Origin of the sequence: Prevotella sp. P5-50 (genome assembly GCF_002251295.1) — a bacterium.
Lineage (GTDB): Bacteria > Bacteroidota > Bacteroidia > Bacteroidales > Bacteroidaceae > Prevotella.
The window spans coordinates 57,630-83,430 of sequence record NZ_NPJA01000022.1 but is presented as its reverse complement, the minus strand read 5'-3'; the positions used below and the strand labels follow the sequence as shown (position 1 = coordinate 83,430).

Below are 25,801 nucleotides of genomic sequence, written 5' to 3'. Positions count from 1 at the left end.
AAACATGCCGCCTTCAGCGGTCAAATCTCCTTGTCGGTGCCTGTCAATATATGGAAGCGGCGGGTGACAGCCTTGCTGATCTGCTTGAAATTGCCATAGCGCAGGTTGAGCAGCAGTTCCTCGATAGACCGACCGATCTTGATCCATGGATGGCCCCAGGCATTATAGCGATACATGCGCTCCTTATAGGTCACATCCTCGATGACATAGTGGGGATGGCGCAAAGGAAACTCTATCTCGTGGCTCTTCATGGTGAACTGACGACGCACACCGCGTGGCAACGTCTTGAAAGCAGAATAGTGGGCTGACTCATCGGTGGCCCCTACGTTGCTAATCATATTCTTCACAGGCATGACAGATAGTCCGGAATTGAACAACATCGATGCCCAGAAGATGGTTTCAAACTGAGGAACACCCGAACTGCGATGCAGTTGACAGGTGCGGATGAAGTCTTTCTTTATCTTGCGACGCTTGATGAGGTTGCGCAAGAGTTGCATATCATACTTGTCGTCCATAAACGTATAGTGCTCATCCCACTGGTTGACCACACGACTCCACGATGCCCAGCCCCAAATGGAGAAGGCTGAAGTGAAGAAATAGTCGTTGGGCACGTTGGGTGTGACCTCGTCCATGTTGTAACCGGCAACCATGGTAATACGCTCATCATGCTCATATCGGTCGAGCATCTCCTTGCAGAAACGGAAGAAAGAAACGGTCGGTACGACATCGTCCTCTAATACAATACACTTGTCGGCAAGCGAGAAAGCCCACCGGTGGGATGTGAATCCTGCTGTCATGCAACCCAAGTTCTGCTCCTGATAGTTGCGGTGTACATCACAATCCCAGTCTATTTCCGCCACTACCTCACGACATGCCATGATGGCAGGAAGGTCCTTCTTGTTGCGAGGACCGTCTTGAAAGAGAAACAAGCGAGTGGGGCGTGCCTTACGTACTTGTTCAAATACCACTCTCAAACTATCGGGACGGTTGAAAAACAGCATGAGAACGGCAATGTCTGTCTGTGCGGGATACTTCATAATCGATGTTGTTTGATTTGTATGATGGTTCGATAGAGTTTGATAACAGGTCGGCTGAGCAGCGGAGGCAATGCCCATACCACACGGTCGTAGAGCGGAATGCCTGCCGGCAGTGTGCCGATGGCCTTGATATAGTAGTTGTGGCGGACCTCCATGTGTCCGTCGCAGATGAATTTCTCGTATTCCTTCAACTGGTGAAGCACAAAGGCGCTGTGCAGTTCAGACCATTGCGGGGCAAGCGTCTGACGCAGCAGACGGTCGTAGAGCATCTCGCGTTCCAGAGTGCGGCGCCGTGTGTTGGGCACGCCCAGCGTATAGCGATAGACGCAATCGGTGATGAACCACACCCTGGGGCGCTTCATCAGCACCATCACCTGCATCAGTTTGTCCTCACCCTCAATGATGTCGCGCGGTGTGTCGAGGCATCCTTCCAAGATAGTACGGCGGAAAATGGCTGCCCACAACACGGGAAACCGATTCTTGCCGGCTATGATGGCACGCACCAAATCGGTGGGATTGACCTCACCCTGATAGACCACAGGCGACTGAATGCCGTTGTGGGTGCAGAAGGTGGCTATCACTTCATCGGCTGAAGTCTGGCTAATGGCATCGTAGAGTGTGCGAAGGGCACCCGGAAGGAGCTCGTCATCGCTATCCACAAAAACGATATACTCGCCTTGCGCTTGCTCCACACCATAGCGGCGGGCGGCTGTCACACCTTGATTAGGCGTGTGGAACACCCGAAGGCGGGCATCGCCAGAGAGTTTGTCGCATAGGTCGCCCGACCCGTCGGTACTGCCGTCGTCAACAGCCACAACCTCTATATCGTCCATATCTTGGGCGAGCAACTGGCGGAAACAGCGTTCGATGTATTCCACCTTATTATATATAGGTACGATGACGGATATTTTCATGCCTGATGATGTTTATGTGTGACATAGTGCAGACACTCGTCGAGTATCTGTGCATGGGCGAGTTTCATGACGACAAGATAGAGTATGCCTGCCACAACAACGCGCGCCAACAGCAGAAGTGGGGCGATAGTCATCCACGATGTGGCATAATGGGTGGCTATCATGACAAAGGCTGCGGCAAAGAAAAACGGTGTGAGGTCGGCAAACACCTGCATGAAGCGAAGGCCTGTCAACCGATGAGCTGCCATCTGCCAAACTCCCAACCATACGATATTAAACACAGTATAGGCTGCTACCATGTGCAGTACGCCCATGTGGCTGAGGGCTATGATGATGCCCAGTTGTATGGCTATCTGCAGAATGTTGAGCCACATGTTGATATCTGAACGTCCGTGACTGATTACGAGATTCTGATAGAGCGTGTAAAACGGCATGAAGGCGCCGCCAATGCAAAGAATCTGTAAGATGGGTACAGCATCAAGCCATCCTTCACCAATGGTGGTCACAATAAATTCGCGACTCACCAACGAGAGACCCAATAGGGCGGGAAAGGCGAAAAAGGCTGTGAAGCGCAGCATTTTGCGGAAGATACGGATCTCGCGTTCCTGCTCGTTGCGGATTTCCACCAATACAGGTTGAGCCACCTGCATCACGGTATTGCTGATGAGCGAATGGGCCATCGTGTTCCATTTGCTGGCTTGAAAGAAGTTGCCCGTTGTGCGCATGCCCAACATATTACCGAAGATAACGGTCAACATATTGTTGCTAACGGTGGTGATGACCATCGTGACGAGGATTTTCATACTGAAACTGAAGGTCTGGCGAATGGGCGTGAAGTCAAAATCAAACGTGGGACGCCACTTGATGAAGAACAATCGACCTAATACCAATACCAGACTGTTGACAACCTGTTGGGCAGCTATACTCCAATAGGTCATCCCTGCCAGTGCCATGCTGATGGCGGTGATGCCCGAAATGATAAGGGCGGCTATAGAAACAATAGCCATCTCGCGCTGCATCATATTCTTGGTCATGTAGGCATTCATAGAGATGCCAAACGAAGAAATGAAGAACGACAGAAAGACCACGCGCGACAGCACCGTCAACTCTGGTTGATGGAAGAAAAGGGCAATGAGCGGAGCACAGAAGAATAATACACCGTAGAGGCAGGCACTCATCAACACGTTGAACCAGAATACCGCATTGTAGTCGCGATGTTGCGGCGCTTTCATGTTGACAACGGCAGTGGAGAAGCCGCTCGACTGTAAATTGCCGGCAATGAGCGAGAAGATACTCAATACACCCACCAAACCGTAGTCGGCAGGAGAGAGCAGACGACCGAGAAAGATACCGAAAAAGAGGTTGAGCAGTTGCGTTGTGCCACTGTTCAGCGCTCCCCACATGAGACCCTTGGCGGTCTTGTCTTTCAGTGATTCTGCCATGTCGCGTCGGTTTTATTATGCAAAAATACGCATAATTGTTTTAAGTTCAAAATATTTATAGTACTTTTGTCCTATAATATAAGGCAATGACTATGCAACAAATCACAGATATCAAAGAACTGCGAAGTTTGCAGATGGGAATACTCGACGACGTCGATCGATTCTGCAACACACATCACCTGCGCTATTCGCTATCGAGCGGAACGCTCATAGGTGCGGTGCGACATGGGGGATACATACCTTGGGACGACGATATTGACATCTATATGCCGAGAGAAGACTATGAGCGTTTCCTTGCCAGCTATGCTGATCAGGAAGGACGTTATCGGGTGTTCGATCCCAACAAGGAGTCGCATTATTATTATACCTTTGCCAAAGTGGTCGATCAGCGCACACGTATGGTGGAGAAAGAAACAAAGGGCTACGAGATTGGGGTATATATCGATGTGTTTCCCGTGGATTATGTGACGGATGATATGAAGCGGCGGCAACGGGTGTTCAAATGGAAAAAACTGCTCTACAAAATACGCCGTTGCAAGATTTCAAACGACAATCCGCTCCATTCGCAACTTGCCTATTGGGTCTATCGGCTGTTGCCCATATCTGTGGCGATGATAGAACGATGGATCAGACAACTTATCGTGCTTAAAACGCCTACGGAAACGCTATGCAACATGACCGAGGCGGGACCGAAGATGAAGGGATGTTTCCCCGCAGAAGATATGGCTACGGTGGTCGATATGCCGTTTGAAGACCGTACCTACAAGGCGATGGTGGGGTATCGCGACTATCTGGAACATACCTATGGCGACTATATGGCTCTCCCGCCAGAGGACCAGCGCGTCACCCACAAGTTTGAAGCCTATTGGTTGTAATACCCTTATGTCGGTGGTCGATGGGTGGTCGATCAGTTAACTATCGACCACCGGCAATCTATTATACCACAGATGGTTATCGTGATGGGTGGTCGAGTGGTCGAAATTTTTAGAAAAACTGAATTTTATGGGCGCCTCTCTTTACGCGTTGGTAAAGACTGAAAGGCGTAAAGGATCAGTCGCTGTATCGGCTGATGAGATTCATGCCCCAGTCATAGACTTGGTCAATATGGGGCGCAGGGATGTTGTGCTCATGTATCAGCCGATGGATAATGGCAAGACCATAAGGGAAATCTTCTGTGAAATAACGGCTGTGAAAGTCGGGGATATAGGTAGTGCCGACTTTTTCCATTGGTGACATAATGCCCTTGAAGGCTGCTATCGACTGTAGTTTGTGAGTGAGCGATGGTGCATCGGTACTCTCGTAATAATCGAGAATGGTGGGGATGGCACCCGGTGTCACCTGCAACTTGTCGAGCAATTGCATGAACTCGGCATCCATCGCTATCAGTAGTGATGAGGCATTGTCGGTCCAGTTGGAATAAAATTCTGGTATGCTTTCGTAGGTGATGCCCTCTTGCCAGTTGTGCCACAGGTCGTAAAGACGTGAGGTGTGGAGCAATGGATTGCTGTTGGTCAGACTGGCTTCATAGTGGGATGCCAATAGATGTGTGGGACAATGGAATAGTTGTTGTATCTCGCTGGCAATGCGGTTGGCATCTTCTCTACTTGCCCTTTCTACGGCAAGATTCAGCGACGACTTGTAACCCAACAGGTGGGCACTGTGTCCATAGACCTCAGTACGGGCGATGAAGGGCACACGCTGAAAACCAAAAAGGGGAGTGGTGGAAGGAAGAAGTGACATGGCTTCGAAAAAGAAACCTGTGCTGCTGACGATACTTCCCACGGGGATGCCGGGGCGGAGAACGTCGCGCAGTTCGCTTAACACACTTCTGATGGCAAAACCTGGTTGGGCAAGAAGTAGCATATCTGCCTGCGGTACCACATCGGAGGCTGTGGAACTGATGGTGGAAAGATGTCCTTCAAGGGTTGTTCCTTCAGGAGTCGTGATGTGGAGGGTATGGCTCCAGCGTTCGGGATGACGGGTGAGTAGAGTGAGCTCACAGCCGTTGGCAGCCAGAAAACCAGCCACTACATGTCCGAGATTGCCACCGCCACAGATACAGATGCGTTTCATTGTGCGAGAATATGGAATGCTTCGATGAGCCGGTCGTTATCTTCGGTAGCGCGTACCGACAGGCGGATGAAGTTGCGACCCTTGAGTCCGTTCTTCGAATCACAGTCCTTGATCATGATATTGAAGCGCGACAGGAGTTGCTTGGTCAGTTCGGCAGAAGAATAGCGGTCGGTCACCTGACAGCAGAAGAAGTTGGCTTGTGTAGGCAACACACGCAGATAGGGTATCTGCTGAAGCAACTTACCGAAGCGGTTGCGCTCGGCAATGAAACGGTGGCAGGCTGCCATATAGTCTTTCTCGTATTTGCCGAATATCTGCATGTAGAACTCGCCAAACGAGTTGATGTTCCAGATGCTGACATCGCGCTTGATATACTGGATGAGGCTGCTGTCGGCAGATGCCAAGATGCCTAAGCGCAGTCCGGGAACACCATACGATTTGCTGATGCTCTTCACTACGATAAGACCGTCGTACTGCTCCAACAGGTCGTTGCGCAATAGGGTGTTGTGTTCGAAATCATCGCTGAAATCCACAAACGACTCGTCGATGACCAGTCGGATATGTTTTTGTTTGGCCCACTCGATGAGTTGCAGCAAACCATCCATTGGGATGAAATTGCCAGAAGGGTTGTCTGGATTGATGAGCAACAGATTGTCGATGGGATGCTCATCATAGAAGTTGATGAGGTCGTCGGCAGTATATGATAAGGTCTGTGGATCGGGCTGATAAGCCACAATCTGTTCGGGTTGCAGGCGGTGGGGATATTCCTCAAAGGTGGGATAGACCACACCGATGCGTCCTTCCACATGTTCCATCATGCTCTTGATGAGTTCGGCTGCACCGTTGCCCACGACAACATACTGTTGGCGGATGCCGAAATACTTGCCGGCAAGAAGTGAGTTGACAAACATACCCGATGGGTATTCGGTCAGTAGCGTGTCGAAATTGGCACGCAACTCATCTTTCATGCGAGTGGTGGGGAAGTAGGGATTGACCAGATAGCAATAGTCGAGCATCTTAGGGAAGCGCCAGTGACCACCGTAGCGATAGTTGAAACGATGGAGCATCTCATCGCCTTCGGCAAAAATGGTCTCGGCAATATCCAAATCTTGAATATCGTCTATCTCGTACCACTTCTCGTTGCCGATGGGTAAAGCCTTGAGCTCGGCATTGTCGAGAAGGGTGATGACGCGCAACACTTGCTCGTAATACTCGTTGTTGCCTAATGCAGAACAGTAGGCTTCAAGGAAAGGCACGTATTTATGGCATGAGAACTCGCGCGAGAACTTATAGATATTGACCGTCTTGTAGTATTGGTCAACATCGGCATAGCTGAAGGCTTTCTTCGGCACGAAGTTCACAATGTTGTAATCGCTATCCATCCTTACCATCGTACCGTCCATCCATGTCTCGTATTTGGCAACGAGGGCAAGGTTTGGATAGGGGTTGTCGAGAATCATTCGGAACAACTGGTCGCTGAAAATGAGGTCGCTCTCGATGAGCAACGTGTCGTCTTCAGTCATCTGTTGCTTCACCATCGACAAGGAATAGATATTGTTGGTCTTGTCGTAGATGGGGTTCTCGGCATATTCGATGTTGAGGCGTCCGTCGTATCGGTGGCCGATATACTGGCGCAATTCATCGCCTTTGTAACCCACCACGATGATGACGCGAGTGAGCGACAGCGTGGCAAGTTGACCGAGTAAACGGTCGATGAGGCGCACACCATTGACAGACACCATACATTTGGTGTTGTCGCGGGTCAGTTCGCCAAGTCTGCGGCCCATGCCAGCCGCCAGGATGATAGCCTGCATCTGTGGAGTATTAGGGAGTGTTGATAGAGATTATTGGGCAAGCCAAAGTGGGATTATCCCACCTGGCTGCCTGGTTTAACGTCTTTGCTGGTAGTAACCACGCTGAGACTCTCGTCGAAATCAACGGCAGAGAGTATCATGCCTTGGCTCTCGATACCCATCATCTTGCGTGGTTCGAAATTGGCTACAAAGAGGATGCGCTTGCCGATAAGGGCGGCAGGGTCTTCGTAGAATGCGGCAATGCCACTGAGGATGGTGCGGTCGGTGCCTGTTCCGTCGTCGATAGTAAACTGAAGGAGCTTCTTCGACTTCTTCACTTTCTGGCAGTCTTTGATGAGGCCGACGCGGATGTCGAGCTTCTCAAAGTCTTCAAACGATACGTTGTCCTTGATGGGAGCGGCTTTATAGGCTGCTGCCTCGTTGGCTTTCTTGGTGGCTTCGAGCTTGTCGAGCTGCTTCTGAATGACATCGTCTTCAATCTTTTCAAACAGCAGTGAAGGCTCGCCCAGTTGGTGGCCTGCCTCAAGCAAATCGGTAGAACCGAGCTGTTCCCAGTCGAATGAGGTGATATTGAGCATATCGCGCAGCTTTTTACTTGAGAATGGCAGGAACGGTTCGAAGGCGATTGCAAGGTTGGCTACCAGTTGGAGAGATATGTTGAGGATGGTTTCCACACGTTTCATATCTGTCTTGGCAACCTTCCATGGTTCGCAGTCGGTGATGTATTTATTGCCGATGCGTGCCAAGTTCATAGCCTCTTTCTGTGCTTCGCGGAATTTGAACTGGTTGAGCAATGCCTCTACGCGACCTTTCACGTCCTTGAATTCTTCCAATGCCTGGCGGTCAACATCCTGCAGTTCGCCACAGGCAGGTACAACGCCACCCCAGTATTTCTTGCTGAGTTGTAGTGCACGGTTGACGAAGTTGCCATAGATAGCCACCAACTCGTTGTTGTTGCGGTCTTGGAAATCCTTCCAAGTGAAGTTGTTGTCTTTGGTCTCTGGTGCATTGGCAGTCAGTACATAGCGCAACACATCCTGTTTGCCAGGCATATCAACCAAGTATTCGTGCAACCATACAGCCCAGTTGCGTGAGGTAGATATCTTGTCGTTTTCCAGATTCAGGAACTCATTGGCTGGCACATTATCGGGCATGATGTAGCCGCCGTGGGCTTTCATCATAACGGGGAAGATAATGCAGTGGAATACAATATTGTCTTTTCCGATGAAGTGGATGAGGCGGGTGTCTTTGTCTTTCCACCATGTTTCCCAGTTGCCCCAGCGTTCTGGTTCTTTCTCGCAGAGTTCTTTGGTGTTGGAAACATAGCCGATTGGGGCGTCAAACCATACATAGAGCACCTTACCGTCGGCTCCTTCGATGGGAACGGGAATACCCCAGTTGAGGTCGCGTGTCATGGCGCGAGGCTGGAGATCCATGTCGAGCCATGATTTGCATTGTCCATAGACATTGGGACGCCACTCTTTGTGCTCTTCCAGAATCCACTGTTTCAGCCAGTCCTGATATTTGTTGAGGGGAAGATACCAGTTTTTGGTTTCTTTCATCACAGGTGTAGAACCGCTGATGGTCGATTTTGGATTGATAAGTTCCAGGGGCGACAGGTCGCGTCCACATTTCTCACATTGGTCACCGTATGCTCCTTCGCTGTGGCAATAAGGACATTCGCCGGTAACGTAGCGGTCTGCCAAGAACTGTTTGGCTTCTTCGTCGTAGAGTTGTGTAGAGGTTTCCTCGGTCAGTTTGCCTTCGTCGTAGAGCTTGCGAAACCATTCTGCTGCAAACTTATGGTGTGTTTCTGAGGTGGTGCGGCTATAGATGTCGAATGAAATGCCGAACTCTTGGAATGAGTCTTTAATCATTTTATGGTAACGATCTACCACGTCCTGTGGGGTAATGCCTTCTTTGCGGGCACGGATAGTGATGGGCACACCATGTTCGTCGCTACCACCGATAAACATCACATCTTCTTTTTTCAGTCTCAGATATCTTACATAGATGTCTGCAGGTACATAAACTCCTGCCAGGTGACCGATGTGCACACCGCCATTGGCGTAGGGCAGTGCTGCTGTCACTGTTGTTCTCTTGAATTTCTTGTCTGCCATTATATAATATGTTATTTTAATGCAAAGGTAGTGCAAACCGAGCGAAATACAAAGAAAATGGCTCATTTTCTTTGTATTTCTGAGGTGCAGCCTACCTTAGACGCATCGCGTCAAAGGTACGATTAAGTGAGCGAAATACAAAAGAAAATCCCATTTTCTTTTATATTTCCGAACGTGGAGTAAAAGAAAACCGCCTGTCGGCAGGAATCTATATCCTATCAACAGGCGGTGATGGTATGTGAGTGTTTCTCTTACAGGGTATCGAGCGAAAGACCTTCTTTGGGCAGTTTCTTATAACTCTTGTCGTTGATGGTGATGTCGGTCGAATTGTTGGCCTTGAAGATGTGACCAGTGGTTTGAACATGAATGTCGTTGAGTGTCACACCTTTCGTATGGTTGACTACGATACCTTCTTTCACGTTGTTTACTTCAAGATCGCGGATGTTGATATTGCTAACTGGCATCTCTGGCAGACCGTTGAAATAGGCTGCACGGCGAGCAGTGCGACAGATGACATGCTGGATGTCGATATTGCGGAAGCATGGCGTGGTTTCGTCAACCTTGAATACAGGTACACTCTGCTGCTTCTTCTCGTCGCCATCGGTTAATGCTTCAACGGCAGACTTGCCACCATAATAGAGGTCGAAGGTGATGACATCGGTCTGAATGTCGAACATAGACATGTCGCGGATATAGATATTTTCAACCACACCGCCACGACCACGGGTGCTCTTGAAGCGCAGACCTACATCGGTGCCGAGGAACTGGCAGTCGCTGACCATGATGTTTTTCACACCACCGCTCATCTCGCTACCTACTACGAAACCGCCATGCCCCTTGAATACGGTGCAGCCGCTGACGATAACATTCTCACAAGGAATGCCACGCTTGCGACCATCGGCATCCTTTCCGCTCTTGATGCAGATGCCATCATCGCCTACGTCGAAGGTGGAATTGACAATCAAAGCATTCTTGCAAGATTCCAAATCAAGGCCATCGCCGTTTTGTGCATACGATGGGTTGCGTACCAATACATCTTCGATGAGTACATTCTCGCACATCAACGGATGGATATTCCAGGCAGGAGAGTTCTGGAAAGTGACACCTTTCAACCATACATTCTTGCAGCTCACCAGGCTAATCATCACAGGACGAAGGAAACGCTTCATAGCATTCCATTCGGCTTCGCTCGATGGAGTGGCTGGCACGTTCATATTGGCATTGTTGTCAGCATTGAGTGCACCTTCGGTAGGAAACCAATAGTCGGCACGCTTGAAAGCACCGCCACGTGAGGTAATGGCTTTCCACTGGGCTTCGGTCACCTTTTGTTTCTTCAAAGGACGCCAGAACTCACCATTTCCATCAATGGCACCTTGACCGGTAATAGCTACATTGGTGAGGTTGTTGCCTGAAATAGGCGACTGGCAACGACGAGTGTCGAGGCCTTCAAATGAAGTATGGATTAAAGGATAGAGGGCATCGTCTGGTGAGAAAAGGATGATGGCTCCTTTCACCAAATGGAGGTTGATGTTACTTTTCAGTACGATAGGACCGGTAAACCATACGCCCTGAGGTACAGTCAGACGACCACCGCCTTTAGCAGAGAGTGCTTCGATGGCTTTGCGGAAGGCATCGGTACAGAGTGAAGAACCGTCGCCAACAGCACCGAAATCGCGGAGGTTGACTTCATTATCAGGAAATTGTGGACGTGTCACCTTATTCATCTCGAAGGGGAGATTGGTGTACAGTTCGTCGTAGTTGTCGCCACAAGCGGCATTGGCACCCATGCTCATAAGGCAGGCGGCAACAATGGCAAATAGTTTTCTCATGTTTATAATCTGTTGTTTAGTAGATGGGTATTGTTGTTTCGTGTGCAAATTTAGCGACTATTTATCACAATACAAAATATTCGGGCGGAAAAGTCGTTAATTACCTGCATATCTCACTCTAAGTGTTCGGGATGTGTTCGGGATGTGTTCGGGATGTGTTCGGGATGCACTTGGAAAGAGTTCGGCACCTAACCATTTGCAGAACTATGGAGTTTTTTTTAGCATGCCTCAAATCCGCAACAAAGTCCTTCAACGTCCTTCTTGCGTCTAAACGTCCTCTCATTACTGAATTATCAGATAAATTGAGGCAGAAATATCTACTGAGCCGTTTTATCGGGTGCGCCCCATTGTTTTGTATCTATAGTACATATACCAAAACAAAAGAAGAGAACCATTGCTGATTCTCTTCTTGAGGTGATCCGCTTGGGGCTCGAACCCAAGACCCCAACATTAAAAGTGTTGTGCTCTACCAACTGAGCTAGCGGATCATTGCCTGAAAGCGGATGCAAAGGTACGAAGTTTATTTGAAACCACCAAATATTTTTCTGATTTTTTTGAATTATCTTTTATGCATGTGCCAAATATGGAGTACTTTGCGACGTATTGCAGCGTAATTTAGTATGCCGACAAATATATAAAGTGCGATGCCTGTGAGTAGGCTCGGTGCAAGTGTCGCAGCACTGAAACTTGGATAGAGACTGCCGAAAAGTGGGATGTAATATGTGCGCAGCATGACTATCAGTAGTATGGCGATGACCAGTACCAGCGTATTGACGGTCAGTGTCAACAGGTGGTAAGGACGTGCTACAGTAGAAGGTCGATAACCGATGAGCAGTAGGGTGTCTATCTTTTCCGTGTTCTTTTGTAAGAGCAGGAAGATGCTGAGCAACAAGACATAGAACGCCAAGGCACTGATGAGGAGGCCAACGGCAATGACGATGCCAGTGGTAATGCGCAGAAAAAGAGCAGTGCGTGCTGATTCTGCATCGTCTGCCTCGGTTTCGTATCCTCGGTCGTCAAGGAAAGTAATGAGACGGTCGTCTGTTGGATTGTCAACGCTGACAATAAGACGTGATGGGGTGGCACTGCGGTTGGGTGACAGCCGACGATTCATTTCGTCAATGAAGCGTTGTGGCACCAGAATGGTATTGAGCTTTTTGGAGAAGGCAACCACATGGCCTGTCATCTCTACAGTTTCGTTACTACCGCGCAAAAGAAACCGGATCTTTACCATTTGTACAAGACTCTCAGAAAGTGCGGGAAGTCCTTGGCTGGTAGCAAAGCCGAAATTATAGAGGTTGAGATAGTTGCGTGGCAGAATGATGGGAATATCTGTATCGCCTGGTTGCCATTGCCAGTGAGACAAATCCACATCGATAAACTCATCGGGCACGGCTTCGAAAAACATATCGGTGGAAAACTGTACACCTAATCTTTGGCTACCTAAGGTAGCAACCACCCCAAAGCAAGATGGGGTGAAAGTTCCCACACGAGTGGCAAATGGTTGTTGGCGCATCTCCTCTATTTCTTCTGGTGAGAAGGTTGGCGCTGTGCCAGTCAACGTGCCGATAGTGTTCACGTGTTTAGCCACCACCATCTGCCCAGGTCGCATAAAACTGTCTCCACCGGAGAATATCGGAATGATATCGGTGGCAAACTGTATGGCAGCCAATACGATGGTCATGCCACACAGGTTGGCAAGTACAAAACCAGCCAACTGCCATGCATTCATTCCACGGCTGAGCAGTTTGTAGAGCAGATGATGATGGCTCTTCACGTAGTTCTGTTATTTATTCAAGTTTCGCAACTGAGGGAATTGATTGAAGTTAAAGAACGTTTTCGTTAAGCCAAATGAGCAGAATAAAGCTCGCTTTAATTCTGTCATGGCGAGAAAAGGTGCCATAAAATGGAACGTTTTCGTTAAGCCAAATGAGCAGAATAAAGCTCGCTTTAATTCTGTCATGGCGAGAAAAGGTGCCATAAAATGGAAGTTATCACTCCCTACGGTCGTTCGGGAAGTTAAGAGACAATAGCCTTTTGCCGTAAGACGTAGGACATTTGTCCCTTAACTTCTCTCTAACTTCCCTAACTTCCCTTAACTTCCCCACATGCTAAAGTTCTGTTATTTATTAGTTGAGTCCAAACTGTCCGAGCATGGTGTCTGCCAGAATCTCTACAGGATCCTTGTCGGCATCGTTCATATTGACACGGAAGTCAACCTTGGTATCGGCTGTGTCGTAGATCTCGATGCTCTTAATACTCTCCACAGCCGATTGGGCAGCCTTAGCTTGACTGCGGGTGCAGAATCCTTGTATGGCTTTGGCTGCCAGCTGTGCACCGATATGAATATACACGCGGTGGCCTTTGAGGTTGCTTTTCGATACAGCAGGCTTGGCTTCAGCAAATGGCTCGCCACCAATAGCCAAATAGGTAGTACCGTTCTTTTCGCCAAAATTCATCTCTTTGCTGCTCTTGATGCCCAATTGGTTGAGCGTTTCAATAATCTTCTTGTCCTTGGTCTTCAGATAGAGACATACGTTGGGGATGAAGCCTTCCCACTTGCTGATACCTGCGGTGAAGTCGCCATCGATGGTTCCCAGTACACCCTTAGCCATTTCCAATTGGTCGGATTTGATGGTCTTTTGGTTTTTGAAAACACCCATCTTCTCGAGATAGTCGAAATAGGCTTTACCGTCAATATTGCAGAAAATAGACATGCCGTCTGCTGCAATGTAGTTGGCATAGTCGCCGTCGATATTGCGCATCAGCTTCTTTCCTTCTTCAATATTCTGCTTCCAAGCATCACTCTTAGCAATGGCTTCTACGGAAAGCGTAACAGAACCCTTCTCAGAACTCAGGTCAAGGAGTATTGAGAGGTCCTTCATGTCAAGACCGTTAGGCAGTAAGGCTTTCTGTTCTGCGGTCAACTGATTTTGTGCAACGCCCATGGGAATGAGCACCTGCATGATGCCTTTTGCATCAGCGAGTTTGCTGAAGTCGTCACTCTCTGCCATTGTACCCTTGGTGTCGGCATTGAACTTCTTGATGACATCGTCGATGGTGCCGTCAGAAACCACGAAACAGTCATCGTCGAAGGCAATCACATTGGTTCCTTCTCCGATATATTGTATGCCGTCTTTTTCTTTTGGAGCCTTATCCAAGGCGGTAAGCAACTTCACGAAATCGTCTTTGTCGAGCAGTTCGCCCACCAGCAATGCATTCTTACCTTCGGCATTGGCACTTACCCATAAGGGTTGGCGTAGGTCGATACCGGCCTTAGCAGGATCTTCAGCTACAGCTTTCAATACTGCTTTAGCTTCTTCATTCTTACCCATAGCCTCCAGATTCTTTGCCAGCTGCTGTTTTACGGCATCGTTGTCGGCGGCTTTACTCTTGTCGAGAATCTGCTTCACATCGATGCGCATAGTAATGGCATCGTCAGGCAGGAAGCGTGCTGTCTTACTGGATTTCGAACACGAGGTGAATGCCACAACAGCTACAAGGAGCATCAGGGCGAGTTTCGTCGTTTTCTGTTTCATAACATTTAGGTTTAAGGGTTATTGTATAAAAGGTGAATAGGCTATTGTTGTTCGGCTTGAAGTGCTTTCTTGTAACATTCGCGGCAGAGCGGTTCATACTCCATGGTTTCGCCCAAGAGTACACGACGGTCGCTGTCAACGGTGCGGTGGCTGACATACGCCAGTGAACCGCATTTTACACAAATGGCATGTACCTTCGTTACATCATCAGCAATGGCACAGAGTGCTGGCATTGGTCCGAAAGGAATGCCTTTAAAGTCCATGTCGAGTCCTGCCACGATGACGCGCACACCACGGTTGGCCAACTGGTTGCATACGTCCACCAGACCGTCATCGAAGAACTGTGCCTCGTCGATACCCACCACATCGATGTCACTTGATAGCAACAGAATGCTGGCAGACGACTCAATAGGAGTTGATGAGATGGTGTTATGATCATGGCTCACCACCTCTTCATCGCTGTAGCGTGTGTCGATGGATGGTTTGAAAATCTCGACTTTCTGTTTGGCAAACTGGGCACGGCGTAAACGGCGTATGAGTTCTTCTGTCTTTCCTGAGAACATCGAACCGCATACTACCTCTATTCTGCCTGGGCGGCGCACTTCACCAATCATGTTTTCTGTAATCATGCTACAAATGTAGGCATTTTATTTGAATTATGCCAATATCTTCTCTTACTTTCGATAAAAAACTTTTATTTTCTCACAAATCGGTCATTAGGATTTGCTTCTGCCTTCGTTTTCTCGACATGGCAGAGTTTTAGCAAACTTGCTTAAGTTCATTTGACTTAACGAAAGCGGGGCATTGGTTTTTAATTTCTCTCTATTTCTGCTGTGTAAAAGGAGTGTCGTAGGTGATAAGCTTTAGTGAATAAAAGTTACTTTCATCCCGTAACAACAAGAAAAATAATAAATTTCTTTGTGTTTTCCATGCTTATTCGTAACTTTGTCCCCTGTTATGGGTATCCTGTATATCGTTCCCACGCCTGTTGGCAATATGGAGGACATGACTTTTCGGGCAGTCCGTATCTTGAAAGAGGCCGACCTCGTGTTGGCGGAAGATACGCGCACTTCCGGTAACCTGCTGAAACATTTCCAGATTCAGCAGCATTTACTTTCGCATCATAAATTCAATGAGCACGGCACAAGTGCATCAATAGTAGAACGGCTCAAAGCCGGACAAACCATAGCCCTCATCAGCGATGCGGGTACACCAGGTATTTCCGATCCCGGATTCTTCTTAGTGCGTGAAGCGGTGCGTGCTGGCATAGAGGTGCAAACCTTGCCTGGTGCAACGGCATTCGTGCCGGCATTGGTTAGTAGCGGTCTGCCTTGTGATCGTTTCTGCTTTGAGGGATTTCTGCCTCAGAAGAAGGGACGCCAGACCAAACTACAGTCGCTGGTTGATGAAGAGCGCACGATGATATTCTATGAGTCACCCTACCGTGTATTGAAAACTCTCCAACAGTTGGCAGAGGTGATGGGACCCGATCGTCAGGTTAGTGCTTGTCGTGAGATTAGCAAAGTACACGAAGAGAGTGTGCGTGGCACTTTGGCAGAAGTCATTGCCCATTTTCAAGAGCACGACCCACGTGGCGAGTTTGTCATAGTCTTGGCAGGCAAGCCCACATGAAAGTAAAACACTTATGTATAATATAAAATAGGTAATAAGACAAAATACAAGAATTATGAAAAAGATGATAGTTTTGGCCATTGGCGCCATGATGCTTGTGGCTTGCGGACAGAAAGGTCCGAAAGCAGAAGAAGTGAAGATAGCCCAAAAGACCGATTCACTCAATCGCATCATCCAACAGAAGGATAACGAGATCAACGACATGGTTTCCACCATCAATGATATCGAAGAGGGCTTCCGTGCCATCAATCAGGCACAGAATAGAGTTACCGTTGCCCAACAGGGTGAGGGTGCCAATGCTGTGGAGCGCATTCGCGAAAATATTCAGATTATCCAGCAGACCATGCAGCACAATCGCGAACTTATCAATAAAATGCGCAACCAGCTTCGCCAAAGTTCGGTAGCAAGTGATGAACTGCGCCGCACCCTCGACAATCTCACCCGTCAGATGGAGGAGAAGGATGCTCAGATGCGTCAGCTTCGTGCAGAACTTGAAGCCAAGGATGTGCGCATCGGTGAACTCGATAAGGAGGTGACCAACCTCAATACCAATGTGTCATCGCTGAAAGAGGAAAGCAGTCAGAAGTCGCAAACCATCTCTGTACAGGACAAGCAGCTCAATACCGCATGGTTTGTTTATGGTACAAAGAAAGAACTCAAAGAACAGCGTATCATTGTAGATGGTAAAGTACTCCAGTCAAACTTCAATCGCGACTATTTCACCAAGATAGATATCCGTGTGGATAAGGAGATACGCCTCTATTCGCGTAGCGCACAACTACTCACCTCACATCCGCAAGCCAGCTATACGCTCGACCGCGATGCCAACAAGCAGTATGTGCTTCGCATCACCAATCCACAATTGTTCTGGTCCACCAGTAAGTATCTCGTGGTATTGGTGAAATAAAAACACGATATAAACACAATACATACACATAAAGATTAAATGAAACGGACTTTAGTTCTTCTGTTGGTGGCGATGATAACATCGTTGCAAGGTTTTGCCATTGTTAGAAGCCAACAAGTGATGAAAGAGATTGCCAATCGACAGTTGCAACAGATGGGTATCAATGGAATGGTGACACTTGCCACCGAAACCAATACCTATGCTATCTATCGTAGTGCCATGCAGGGATTTGTCGTCGTGGGAAAAACAAGCGAAGGCAGAGCGGTGTTAGGTTATTCAAAAACCAATTTCGATGCCAAACATCTGCCTTGCGGATTGAAATGGTGGTTGAAAGCTACCGACAAGGCATTGCAACAGCAACATTATTCTGCCGATGAGCAACCAGACTTCACGGTAGTTGATAATCTGTTGCAAACGAAATGGGGACAGGATATGCCTTATAACTACTATTGTCCAACAGTAAAGGGAGAACACCTGCCTTGCGGATGTGTGGCAACAGCCATGTCTCAAGTGCTTCGCTATTATGCCTATCCCACTCATGCAGAAGGTCCTGGAGGTTATACTACTGAGATTTATAATGAAACCTTGAATGCCTATTCCTCAAAGACTGTGGTGGAGAACATCAAATCCGACTACGACTGGGACAATATTCCTTATGATCCCCGTGCTGCTGACGTAACAGAAAAACAGCAGCAGAACGTAGGACAGTTGGTCTATGACTGTGGTCGTGCCGTTAATATGAATTATGCCTCAAAAGGAAGCGGTGCCTATTCAGACGATGCGGCAGCAGCTTTTGCTACGGTCTTCGGTTATAATGAGGATGCCACCCATTATGTGCTTCGCGACTTCTATTCCGACAGCGAATGGATGAATATTGTCTATACTGAATTGGCAGAAGGACGCCCCATTTTCATGGGAGCCAGTGATGACTCAGGCCGAGGTGGACATGCATTTCTGCTGACTGGTGTTGATGCCAACGGTATGATTTATGTTAACTGGGGATGGAATGGTGTTTGTGATGGTTATTATGCCATCGACAAACTAAATCCTGATAACAGCTTTGCCTTTAATTCCGGACAGGAAATCATCACACGACTCATCCCACAGAAAGAGGCTGTGACAGGAATGCCCTTTGAGTCGCACATGGGATGTACCTCGTCGCTCAGCGGTCTCTTGATCACACCCGAAGGACAGCTTAGTGTATCGAGCATCAATATCTTCAATACAGGCCATCTGGATTTTGATGGTACAGTAGGAGTCCTTTTGGAGAATACCGCAGAAGGTTCCACCGAAAAGCAATATTTCGAATATGTCAATATCAATCTGGCCCCCTATGACCGATACAATGGCTCAGCACGTCAGACCTATGATCTTAGTGGCTTGACAGCCGGCACCTATCGCGTGCGTCTTGTAGCAAAAGATGTAAAGGATGCCGATTATCGACCAGTGCGTGGTCTGGGCGGCAAGTTCTACGAACGCCTATTGACCAAGTCTGCTGATGGCACTTGCGAACTCGCCGAACAGACTACAGGCATTCATCAGGCTAAGGTGGCAACCGATACCAGCGTGCACTATTACGATATGCAGGGTCGTAGCGTATCTGCCAACCACCGCGGATTGACCATTATTCGGCAGAATGGCAAAACCAGAAAGGTGATGCGCTAACACATCAGAAACACGTTTTCGTTAAGCCAAATGGACAGAGTTAAGTTTACTTGTCCTCTGCCCATTTGGCGAGAAAAGATGCCATGAAATGGAACAAATAAAAAAAAATACAGAATAAAATTATCAAGTACAAAACATTTATTATGCGTATTGGCTGTAGTCATTACTTTCGTATTCTCTTCATGTAATTCCGAAAATGAAACACCGGTAGATTACAATACTTTGCCCGAATCAATAGCCAAGGATTTCAGTAATCGCTACGGAGCAAATACTATAAAACAGGTTTGTTCTGGTAATAATTTCTACCCCCATCCGTGGCACTCCATGTCATTCATTTGATCTTTGATTTATTTGTTGTGATATGCCCTTGGCTTATATTGTCAGGAACAAATTATAAAAGCACTATATGAGTGTGGGTAAAAATATCTATAATAAAGTTAAAGTATATTAAATATTGAGTCAAAGCTGCCAAAACTCTTGCATTTCGGGGGTGTCATGTTGTATCTTTGTGTTTCAAGCCGAGGATGATTTCAAAAACAAGAAAGAAACCTTTAAACCAAAAATCAAACAAATAACCCAACAACTAAAATGCTGCTTATGTTTACAAAATCAACAAATTCCCATGCTATCAGGTCACGACAGAAGGCCCACGATTTCCCGATCACTTCTCGTTCGGTTCTCGTTAACTTCTCGTTAGGTCCTCGTTCGTCTCTCGTTCGTCTCTCGTTGCTTAGTCGTTAGTCTATCGAAGACCGATCGAGGACCGAACGAGGAACAAGCGAAAAACGAACGAAAGAGCAACGAACGTCGATCGAGGAACCGACGAGAATCTATCGAAAACTCGACGTAAAGCCACCATCATGGCTGGCAGAACCCCCTTCTGCAACCACAAACCGACAATATGCCTTTTTGCTTCTACTCTGCCGATGTAGAACCCCTTGCTTCCTGTCCACACTGAGCATTTTCGAGGCGAACAAAGCCATTTCGTCCATCCTGTGGATCTCTATGGTCCAACCATGTAGAAACCCCTTCACGGGCTTCAAATGCTTTGTTATTCTCCAGACAACCGACAGAGATAATCCTCTGTCCACCCCAAACACCCTGCCGCAAGCCCAACAGCCCCAACCTCATAGGCCAAACCATAAAAATCATGCAAAGCCACATAAGAGTCCTCCATGTTACCATTTTGTGTAATGTAAGTAAGGTAACTTTACAACGGTAATGCAAGGAGCGCCCAATATATTTACAGTATAATAAAAAAGTATGCTCTCCTCACGGAGAACATACTCTCAAAATTTGGTATGGAAAATATCAATTACATGATCATTTTAAACACCTGACCAATTTTCAGATCCTGCTGATAAGATCCGTTGTCTGCGATGTTCAGAGAGTAGGTGGATGTGGGCTTATTTTGGTGGTATCGTAGGAAAATGGCGTTGGAGATTATTGGATTCAGGCAAATTTTAATCTGTCGGAAGTCAGGTTTGCAGGTAAAACATCTTGCTTTTTTGTAGCATTGTTGGATGGGGTGGAATCGTGTGAATAGTTAGTATTCATTAGTGTTCTGAATAAACACTTATACCTATATATTATACGCGTGCGCACGTGAAGAGTTATAGTTTCGTTAATAAATTCGCCGAAAATTCGTCAAAACGAAAAAAAATAGGCGCAAATGCTACTTTTTTTAAGAATAACCTTGTTTATTGTGAAAAAATGTTGTATATTTGCACGGAAATAGTGAGCAAAGTATAATAAGTGCAAACTTAAATAAGAAATGAGTGGAAATTTATATGCATAATTAGTGAATAATTAAAGCATAATTCCCGTTGATCGGGTCAAGACGAAATATCAATTATATCAATATTATAACTTAATAATTAACGAGAGTGTTTATGGAAAAAAGACTCATGATGTTTTTGGCAGGCTTGTTCCTCAGCCTTGGAATGGCCTTTGCCCAGACAAAAGTCACTGGTACCGTAATTTCTCAAGAGGACGATCAGCCCATTATTGGTGCTTCAGTTCTCGTACAGGGCCAGCGCTCCGGTACAGTGACCGATGTTGATGGTAAGTTTACCATCAGTGTGCCATCAGGCAAGAAAATCACTATCAGTTACATCGGTATGGAACCCCAGACCGTAACACCTAAGAACGGTATGACCGTGACGCTCCGCTCCAGTGCAGAACTGCAGGAAGTGGTTGTGACCGGTATGCAGAAGACCGACCGCCGACTCTTTACAGGTTCTACTACTAAGGTGGATGCCGAAAAGGCCAAGTTGGACGGTGTGGCAGATATCTCCCGTTCGCTTGAAGGACGTGCGGCTGGTGTATCGGTGCAGAACGTAAGTGGTACTTTCGGTACAGCTCCGAAGATTCGTGTTCGTGGTGCTACGTCTATCTATGGCTCATCACGCCCCCTTTGGGTTGTTGATGGCGTCATCATGGAAGATGTGACCGAGGTTGATGCCGACCAATTGTCATCAGGTGATGCAGAGACATTGATTTCTTCTGCTATTGCTGGTTTGAACGCAGACGACATCGAATCGTTCCAGATTCTGAAAGACGGTTCAGCAACTTCTATCTACGGTGCACGTGCCATGTCTGGTGTGATCGTTGTGACCACTAAGAAAGGTAAGTCTGGACAGACCCGTATCAACTACACCGGTGAGTTTACCATGCGTTTGAAGCCTTCTTATTCAAACTTCAACATTATGAACTCGCAGGAGCAGATGGGTATCTACAAGGAGTTGGAGGCCAATGGTCTGATCAGCTTTGGTCGTACCTACCGTGCTTCATCAAGCGGTGTCTATGGTAAGATGTATCAGTTGATGAACACTTACAATCCTGCAACAGGTTCGTTCATGTTGTCTCAGACTGAAGAGGCTAAGAATGCTTACCTCCGTGAGGCTGAGATGCGCAACACCAACTGGTTTGACGAGTTGTTCTCTAATGCTATCCAGCAGAACCACTCTATCAGCATGTCAACAGGTACCGACAAGGCTCAGTACTATACCTCGTTCTCTATCATGGACGACCCAGGATGGACCGAGCAGTCAAAGGTTCGCCGTTATACTGCATCTATCAATGCCATGTATAATGTGAACAAGAAGGTCACCCTCAACATGATTGCCAATGCCAGCTACCGTAACCAGCGTGCTCCTGGTACTACCAGTCAGAGCGTCGATGCGGTGACCGGTAATGTAAGCCGTGACTTCGACATCAACCCTTACTCTTATGCGATCAACTCAAGCCGTGCGCTTGATCCTAACGAGTTCTATACTCGTAACTATGCTCCTTTCAATATCCACAATGAGTTGGCAAACAACTTCATGAACCTCGACGTAGTGGATTTGAAATATCAGGCAGAACTCAAGTATAAGCCCATCAAGAAGGTTGAGCTTACTGTACTCGGTGCCTACAAGTACTCTACCACTACTCAGGCCAACGAGATTCACGAGAACTCTAATATGGCACAGTCATTCCGTGCAATGGACGATGCCACCATCCGTGACAACAACCCTTGGCTCTACACCGATCCCGATAAACCCAACTCCAAGCCTGTATCAGTGCTTCCTGTAGGTGGTTTCTATCGTGAGACCAAGTATAAGATGACCAGCTGGGACTTCCGTGCTACTGCACAGTATAACGATGTATTCAACGAAGACCATATCGTGAACCTCTATGGTGGTATGGAAATCAACGATACACAGCGTAGCCGCAGCTACTTCAACGGTGTAGGTATGCAGTATGACATGGGCTACCTCGGATCATACGACTACCTCTTCTTCAAGCAGTCAGCAGAGCAGAACGCTATGTACTACAGCTTGAGCAACAGCTACGGTCGTGAAGTTTCATTCTTCGCCACCGCTACCTATTCTTGGAAGGGCCGCTACGTTATCAACGGAACTACCCGTTACGAAGGTTCTAACCGTCTGGGTAAATCTCGTTCAGCACGTTGGTTGCCTACATGGAACGTCTCTGGTGCATGGAATGCTCACGAAGAGCCTTGGTTCCAGAAGACTTTCAAGAATGCGTTGACACACGCTACCCTGAAGGCTTCTTACTCACTGACTGGTGACAAACCTGCTGTGACCAACTCACAGGCTATCATTCAGTCGTTCAACCCCTGGCGTCCATTCGCAAGCGATAAGGAGTCTGGACTTAACATTTACGACTTCGCAAACCCCGATCTGACCTATGAAAAGAAACATGAGCTCAACATTGGTGTTGACCTCGGCTTCTTGAACAACCGACTCAACGTACAGTTCGACTGGTATCGTCGTAACAACTACGACTTGATCGGTATGCGTACCACCAACGGTACCAAGGGTACTATCAACGAGTTTGCCAACGTCGCTTCTATGCGCTCACATGGTGAGGAACTTTCTATCTCTTCTAAGAACATTGTCAGCAAGGACTTCAAGTGGAACACCGACTTCATCTTCTCTCACGTGAAGACTAAGATTACCGAACTCGACAACCGTTCACGTTTGATCGACATGGTAACCGGTACCGGTTTCGCTAAGAAGGGATATGCTTACCGTTCACTCTTCTCATTCGACTTCAAGGGACTTAATGCCAATGGTATTCCTCAGGTAGTTAATGAAAGTGGTGAGGTGGTAACCAGCGACATCTACTTCCAGAGCCGCGATATCGACTACCTCGTTTACGAAGGACCTACCGATCCTACCATTACCGGTTCACTCGGCAACTCGTTCACTTATAAGAACTGGCACCTGAACATCTTCGCTACCTATGCTTTCGGCAATGTGGTACGCCTTGATCCTGCTTTCTATGCCAGCTATTCTGACCTCGACGCTATGCCGAAGGAGTTCAAGAACCGTTGGACCGTTTCTGGTGACGAGAACAAAACCACTATCCCTGCTATTCCTGACCTCCGTCAGCTGCAGGCAGACACTCAGCTCTCTTATGCTTTCAACGCTTACAACCGTTCTACCGACCGCGTTGCTAAGGGTGACTTCATCCGCATGAAGGAGATTTCAGTGTCATACGACTTCCCACAGACTTGGCTCAACGCTCTCAAACTGAAGAGTGCCAGCATCAAGCTGCAGGGTACCAACCTCTTCCTGATCTACTCAGACAAGAAACTCAACGGACAGGATCCTGAATTCTTCAACACCGGTGGTGTGGCTGTTCCTATGGCCCGTCAGTTCACCTGCACCGTAAGAGTTGGACTTTAATCAAACTTAATAGAAAGGAACAATAAGATGAAAAAACTTAGCATATTATCACTGGCCGCAGGAATGCTCGCACTTGCTTCGTGTGACAGCTATCTCGACAAGCTCCCCGATGATCGCGCCGAGGTTAACAGCCTCGACAAGGCAAAGAAGTTCCTCGTATCGGCCTATCCCAACCATTCGCCCAACTTTGTCTTCTTTATAAGTGGCGACAACGTGAGCGACAATGGTGTACTTTATAACGCACAGCCCAACCAGATGAATGCCTACAAATGGCAGCCCATTGAGACTGAGAATAACGACGACCCGAAGCAGGTTTGGAATGCTAACTACGAGGCTGCGGCTGTAGCCAACATGGCACTTGAGGCGTTGGCAGGCGATGAATCTGCTGATGCTCAGGCACTGCGTGCCGAGGCACTGCTCTGCCGTGCCTTTGCCATGTTCCAGAATGCCAATATGTTCTGTATGGCATGGAACGATTCTAAGGCTGACGAATACCTCGGTATTCCTTATCCTAAAGTAGCTGGTGAATCTGTCAACGAGCGCGGAACGCTGCGTCAGACCTATGAGAATATCAATGCTGATATCGAAGAGGCTCTTCCTCTGCTCAACGATGGTTATCTCACCGTACCTAAGTATCACTTCAACCAGAAGGCTGCTTATGCCTTTGCTGCCCGCTTCAACCTGTTCTACCAAAACTGGGACAAAGCTATCGAATACGCTACCAAGGCATTGGGTGGAAACCCAAGCAGTCTGCTGCGTGACATGGACAGCTATGCTCCTTTGGCTGGTGTTGATGACATCCACAACAAATGGATCCGTTCTGGTGAGAACTGCAACCTCATGTTTGTCGATGCCGTTTCTATCAACGGACGTGTCAACCGTGGTTCGTCAAGTTACAAGCGTTTCAACCACAACAGGGATGTGATCACATCACAGACTATGTGGGCTAAAACTCCTTGGTCTGAATCAGCCAGTAGTGCAGAAAAGAATGCCCTTCAGGAAGCTCGTCTCATGTATGGTAGTAACCAAGCCGTGTATATACCCAGCTTGATCGAGGACTTCGAAATCAAAGATAAGATCAACCAGACTGGTTATGCCCACGTGGTTGACCCCGTCTTCACCGGTGACGAGACTATCTTGACACGTGCAGAGGCTTACATCATGAAGAAAGACTATGACAAGGCTCTTGCCGACATGAATACATGGCTCACCGCTCACAGCGATGTGACTTCACCCAAGTTCTTGACGCTCACAGTTGATAATGTTAATACAGCGCTCAATGCCATCCGCATGACCGAGGTTCCCTCACGTGCAGTGAGCGAAGAGAGCATCAAGAAGCCGCTCAACCCACAGGGCTTCACCGTTGAGGAAGGCACACAGACCAATATGATCTATACAGTGCTCCATATGCGTCGTATCACCACCATCTATCAAGGTCAGCGTTGGCTCGACATCAAGCGTTGGGGTATTGAGTTCACCCACCATCTTGACGGCGAAGACAACATCGTCTTCAAGGCTGGCGACCTTCGCGGTGCTATCCAGTTGCCTTACGACGTCATAGAAGCTGGACTTGAGCCTAACCCCAGAGAGACAGCAACCCAGAATTAATTATAACGAACGAAAGGAATAAA

The 25,801-nt window shown here is 47.7% G+C and carries 16 protein-coding genes and 1 tRNA gene; 6 read left to right on the top strand and 11 right to left on the bottom strand.

Annotated elements, in window-relative coordinates:
- Positions 1 to 20: 20 nt before the first annotated feature.
- From CIK88_RS06040 to CIK88_RS06030, 3 genes are read right to left on the bottom strand one after another with little or no spacing between them, the layout of a single operon-like run.
- Positions 21 to 1,037 carry a hemolysin activation protein gene (locus CIK88_RS06040; RefSeq protein ID WP_094389692.1) on the bottom strand — a complete coding sequence of 339 codons (1,017 nt, stop codon included), beginning with the start codon at positions 1,035 to 1,037 and terminating at the stop codon, positions 21 to 23.
- The gene (locus CIK88_RS06035) at positions 1,034 to 1,951 is read right to left on the bottom strand and encodes a glycosyltransferase family 2 protein (RefSeq protein ID WP_094435213.1); all 918 of its coding nucleotides are present in this window, start codon (positions 1,949 to 1,951) and stop codon (positions 1,034 to 1,036) included. Before CIK88_RS06035 ends, CIK88_RS06040 begins: the two co-directional genes overlap by 4 nt.
- A complete protein-coding gene (locus CIK88_RS06030) occupies positions 1,948 to 3,393 on the bottom strand; it encodes a lipopolysaccharide biosynthesis protein (RefSeq protein ID WP_094389694.1) in 1,446 nt (481 codons plus the stop codon). Before CIK88_RS06030 ends, CIK88_RS06035 begins: the two co-directional genes overlap by 4 nt.
- Positions 3,394 to 3,485: 92 nt before the next feature.
- Here CIK88_RS06030 and CIK88_RS06025 point away from each other — a divergent pair, with 92 nt between their 5' ends.
- Positions 3,486 to 4,268 carry a phosphorylcholine transferase LicD gene (locus CIK88_RS06025; RefSeq protein WP_158214649.1) on the top strand — a complete coding sequence of 261 codons (783 nt, stop codon included), beginning with the start codon at positions 3,486 to 3,488 and terminating at the stop codon, positions 4,266 to 4,268.
- A gap of 175 nt (positions 4,269 to 4,443) precedes the next feature.
- Here CIK88_RS06025 and CIK88_RS06020 read toward each other — a convergent pair whose 3' ends face one another.
- The 8 genes from CIK88_RS06020 to CIK88_RS05980 all read right to left on the bottom strand — a co-directional run bounded on the left by CIK88_RS06020 (position 4,444) and on the right by CIK88_RS05980 (position 15,394).
- Positions 4,444 to 5,466: an NAD/NADP-dependent octopine/nopaline dehydrogenase family protein gene (locus tag CIK88_RS06020; RefSeq protein ID WP_094435209.1), complete on the bottom strand. Its 1,023-nt coding sequence runs from the start codon at positions 5,464 to 5,466 to the stop codon at positions 4,444 to 4,446.
- Positions 5,463 to 7,280, bottom strand: coding sequence for an aminotransferase class I/II-fold pyridoxal phosphate-dependent enzyme (locus CIK88_RS06015; protein ID WP_094435207.1), 1,818 nt, complete (start codon positions 7,278 to 7,280; stop codon positions 5,463 to 5,465). Before CIK88_RS06015 ends, CIK88_RS06020 begins: the two co-directional genes overlap by 4 nt.
- 53 nt (positions 7,281 to 7,333) lie before the next feature.
- The gene (gene metG, locus CIK88_RS06010) at positions 7,334 to 9,400 is read right to left on the bottom strand and encodes a methionine--tRNA ligase (protein ID WP_094435205.1); all 2,067 of its coding nucleotides are present in this window, start codon (positions 9,398 to 9,400) and stop codon (positions 7,334 to 7,336) included.
- 251 nt (positions 9,401 to 9,651) lie between these two features.
- Entirely contained in the window at positions 9,652 to 11,229 is a 1,578-nt protein-coding gene (locus tag CIK88_RS06005) for a glycoside hydrolase family 28 protein (protein ID WP_094435203.1), read from the bottom strand.
- A gap of 415 nt (positions 11,230 to 11,644) precedes the next feature.
- Positions 11,645 to 11,717 (bottom strand) — tRNA-Lys (locus CIK88_RS06000).
- A gap of 71 nt (positions 11,718 to 11,788) precedes the next feature.
- Positions 11,789 to 13,006 carry an ABC transporter permease gene (locus CIK88_RS05995; RefSeq protein WP_254046692.1) on the bottom strand — a complete coding sequence of 406 codons (1,218 nt, stop codon included), beginning with the start codon at positions 13,004 to 13,006 and terminating at the stop codon, positions 11,789 to 11,791.
- 352 nt (positions 13,007 to 13,358) lie between these two features.
- The gene (locus CIK88_RS05985) at positions 13,359 to 14,768 is read right to left on the bottom strand and encodes a DUF4836 family protein (RefSeq protein WP_094435199.1); all 1,410 of its coding nucleotides are present in this window, start codon (positions 14,766 to 14,768) and stop codon (positions 13,359 to 13,361) included.
- A 41-nt stretch (positions 14,769 to 14,809) separates the two neighbouring features.
- Positions 14,810 to 15,394 carry a thymidine kinase gene (locus tag CIK88_RS05980; RefSeq protein WP_094435283.1) on the bottom strand — a complete coding sequence of 195 codons (585 nt, stop codon included), beginning with the start codon at positions 15,392 to 15,394 and terminating at the stop codon, positions 14,810 to 14,812.
- Between the two features lie 331 nt (positions 15,395 to 15,725).
- On the opposite strand from CIK88_RS05980, the gene rsmI reads away from it, so the two are divergent.
- From rsmI to CIK88_RS05950, 5 genes are all read left to right on the top strand, one after another.
- The gene (rsmI, locus tag CIK88_RS05975; protein ID WP_094389702.1) at positions 15,726 to 16,400 is read left to right on the top strand and encodes a 16S rRNA (cytidine(1402)-2'-O)-methyltransferase; all 675 of its coding nucleotides are present in this window, start codon (positions 15,726 to 15,728) and stop codon (positions 16,398 to 16,400) included.
- Positions 16,401 to 16,455: 55 nt separating this feature from the next.
- A complete protein-coding gene (locus tag CIK88_RS05970; protein ID WP_094389703.1) occupies positions 16,456 to 17,307 on the top strand; it encodes a lipoprotein in 852 nt (283 codons plus the stop codon).
- 39 nt (positions 17,308 to 17,346) lie between these two features.
- Positions 17,347 to 18,972, top strand: a complete 1,626-nt coding sequence (locus CIK88_RS05965; protein WP_094389704.1) for a C10 family peptidase — start codon at positions 17,347 to 17,349, stop codon at positions 18,970 to 18,972.
- A gap of 1,892 nt (positions 18,973 to 20,864) precedes the next feature.
- Positions 20,865 to 24,170, top strand: a complete 3,306-nt coding sequence (locus CIK88_RS05955) for a SusC/RagA family TonB-linked outer membrane protein (RefSeq protein ID WP_094435195.1) — start codon at positions 20,865 to 20,867, stop codon at positions 24,168 to 24,170.
- A gap of 27 nt (positions 24,171 to 24,197) precedes the next feature.
- Positions 24,198 to 25,778: a RagB/SusD family nutrient uptake outer membrane protein gene (locus CIK88_RS05950; RefSeq protein WP_094435193.1), complete on the top strand. Its 1,581-nt coding sequence runs from the start codon at positions 24,198 to 24,200 to the stop codon at positions 25,776 to 25,778.
- The last annotated feature ends 23 nt before the right edge of the window (positions 25,779 to 25,801 follow it).

Bases quoted from the DNA above. Each gene is read 5' to 3' on its own strand.
- CIK88_RS06025 (WP_158214649.1), top strand. From the start codon at position 3,486: ATGCAACAAATCACAGATATCAAAGAACTGCGAAGTTTGCAGATGGGA.
- metG (WP_094435205.1), bottom strand. From the start codon at position 9,400: ATGGCAGACAAGAAATTCAAGAGAACAACAGTGACAGCAGCACTGCCC.
- CIK88_RS05950 (WP_094435193.1), top strand. From the start codon at position 24,198: ATGAAAAAACTTAGCATATTATCACTGGCCGCAGGAATGCTCGCACTT.
- rsmI (WP_094389702.1), top strand. From the start codon at position 15,726: ATGGGTATCCTGTATATCGTTCCCACGCCTGTTGGCAATATGGAGGAC.
- CIK88_RS06020 (WP_094435209.1), bottom strand. From the start codon at position 5,466: ATGAAACGCATCTGTATCTGTGGCGGTGGCAATCTCGGACATGTAGTG.
- CIK88_RS06040 (WP_094389692.1), bottom strand. From the start codon at position 1,037: ATGAAGTATCCCGCACAGACAGACATTGCCGTTCTCATGCTGTTTTTC.
- CIK88_RS06015 (WP_094435207.1), bottom strand. From the start codon at position 7,280: ATGCAGGCTATCATCCTGGCGGCTGGCATGGGCCGCAGACTTGGCGAA.
- CIK88_RS05970 (WP_094389703.1), top strand. From the start codon at position 16,456: ATGAAAAAGATGATAGTTTTGGCCATTGGCGCCATGATGCTTGTGGCT.
- CIK88_RS06005 (WP_094435203.1), bottom strand. From the start codon at position 11,229: ATGAGAAAACTATTTGCCATTGTTGCCGCCTGCCTTATGAGCATGGGT.
- CIK88_RS06035 (WP_094435213.1), bottom strand. From the start codon at position 1,951: ATGAAAATATCCGTCATCGTACCTATATATAATAAGGTGGAATACATC.
- CIK88_RS05985 (WP_094435199.1), bottom strand. From the start codon at position 14,768: ATGAAACAGAAAACGACGAAACTCGCCCTGATGCTCCTTGTAGCTGTT.
- CIK88_RS05965 (WP_094389704.1), top strand. From the start codon at position 17,347: ATGAAACGGACTTTAGTTCTTCTGTTGGTGGCGATGATAACATCGTTG.
- CIK88_RS06030 (WP_094389694.1), bottom strand. From the start codon at position 3,393: ATGGCAGAATCACTGAAAGACAAGACCGCCAAGGGTCTCATGTGGGGA.
- CIK88_RS05955 (WP_094435195.1), top strand. From the start codon at position 20,865: ATGGAAAAAAGACTCATGATGTTTTTGGCAGGCTTGTTCCTCAGCCTT.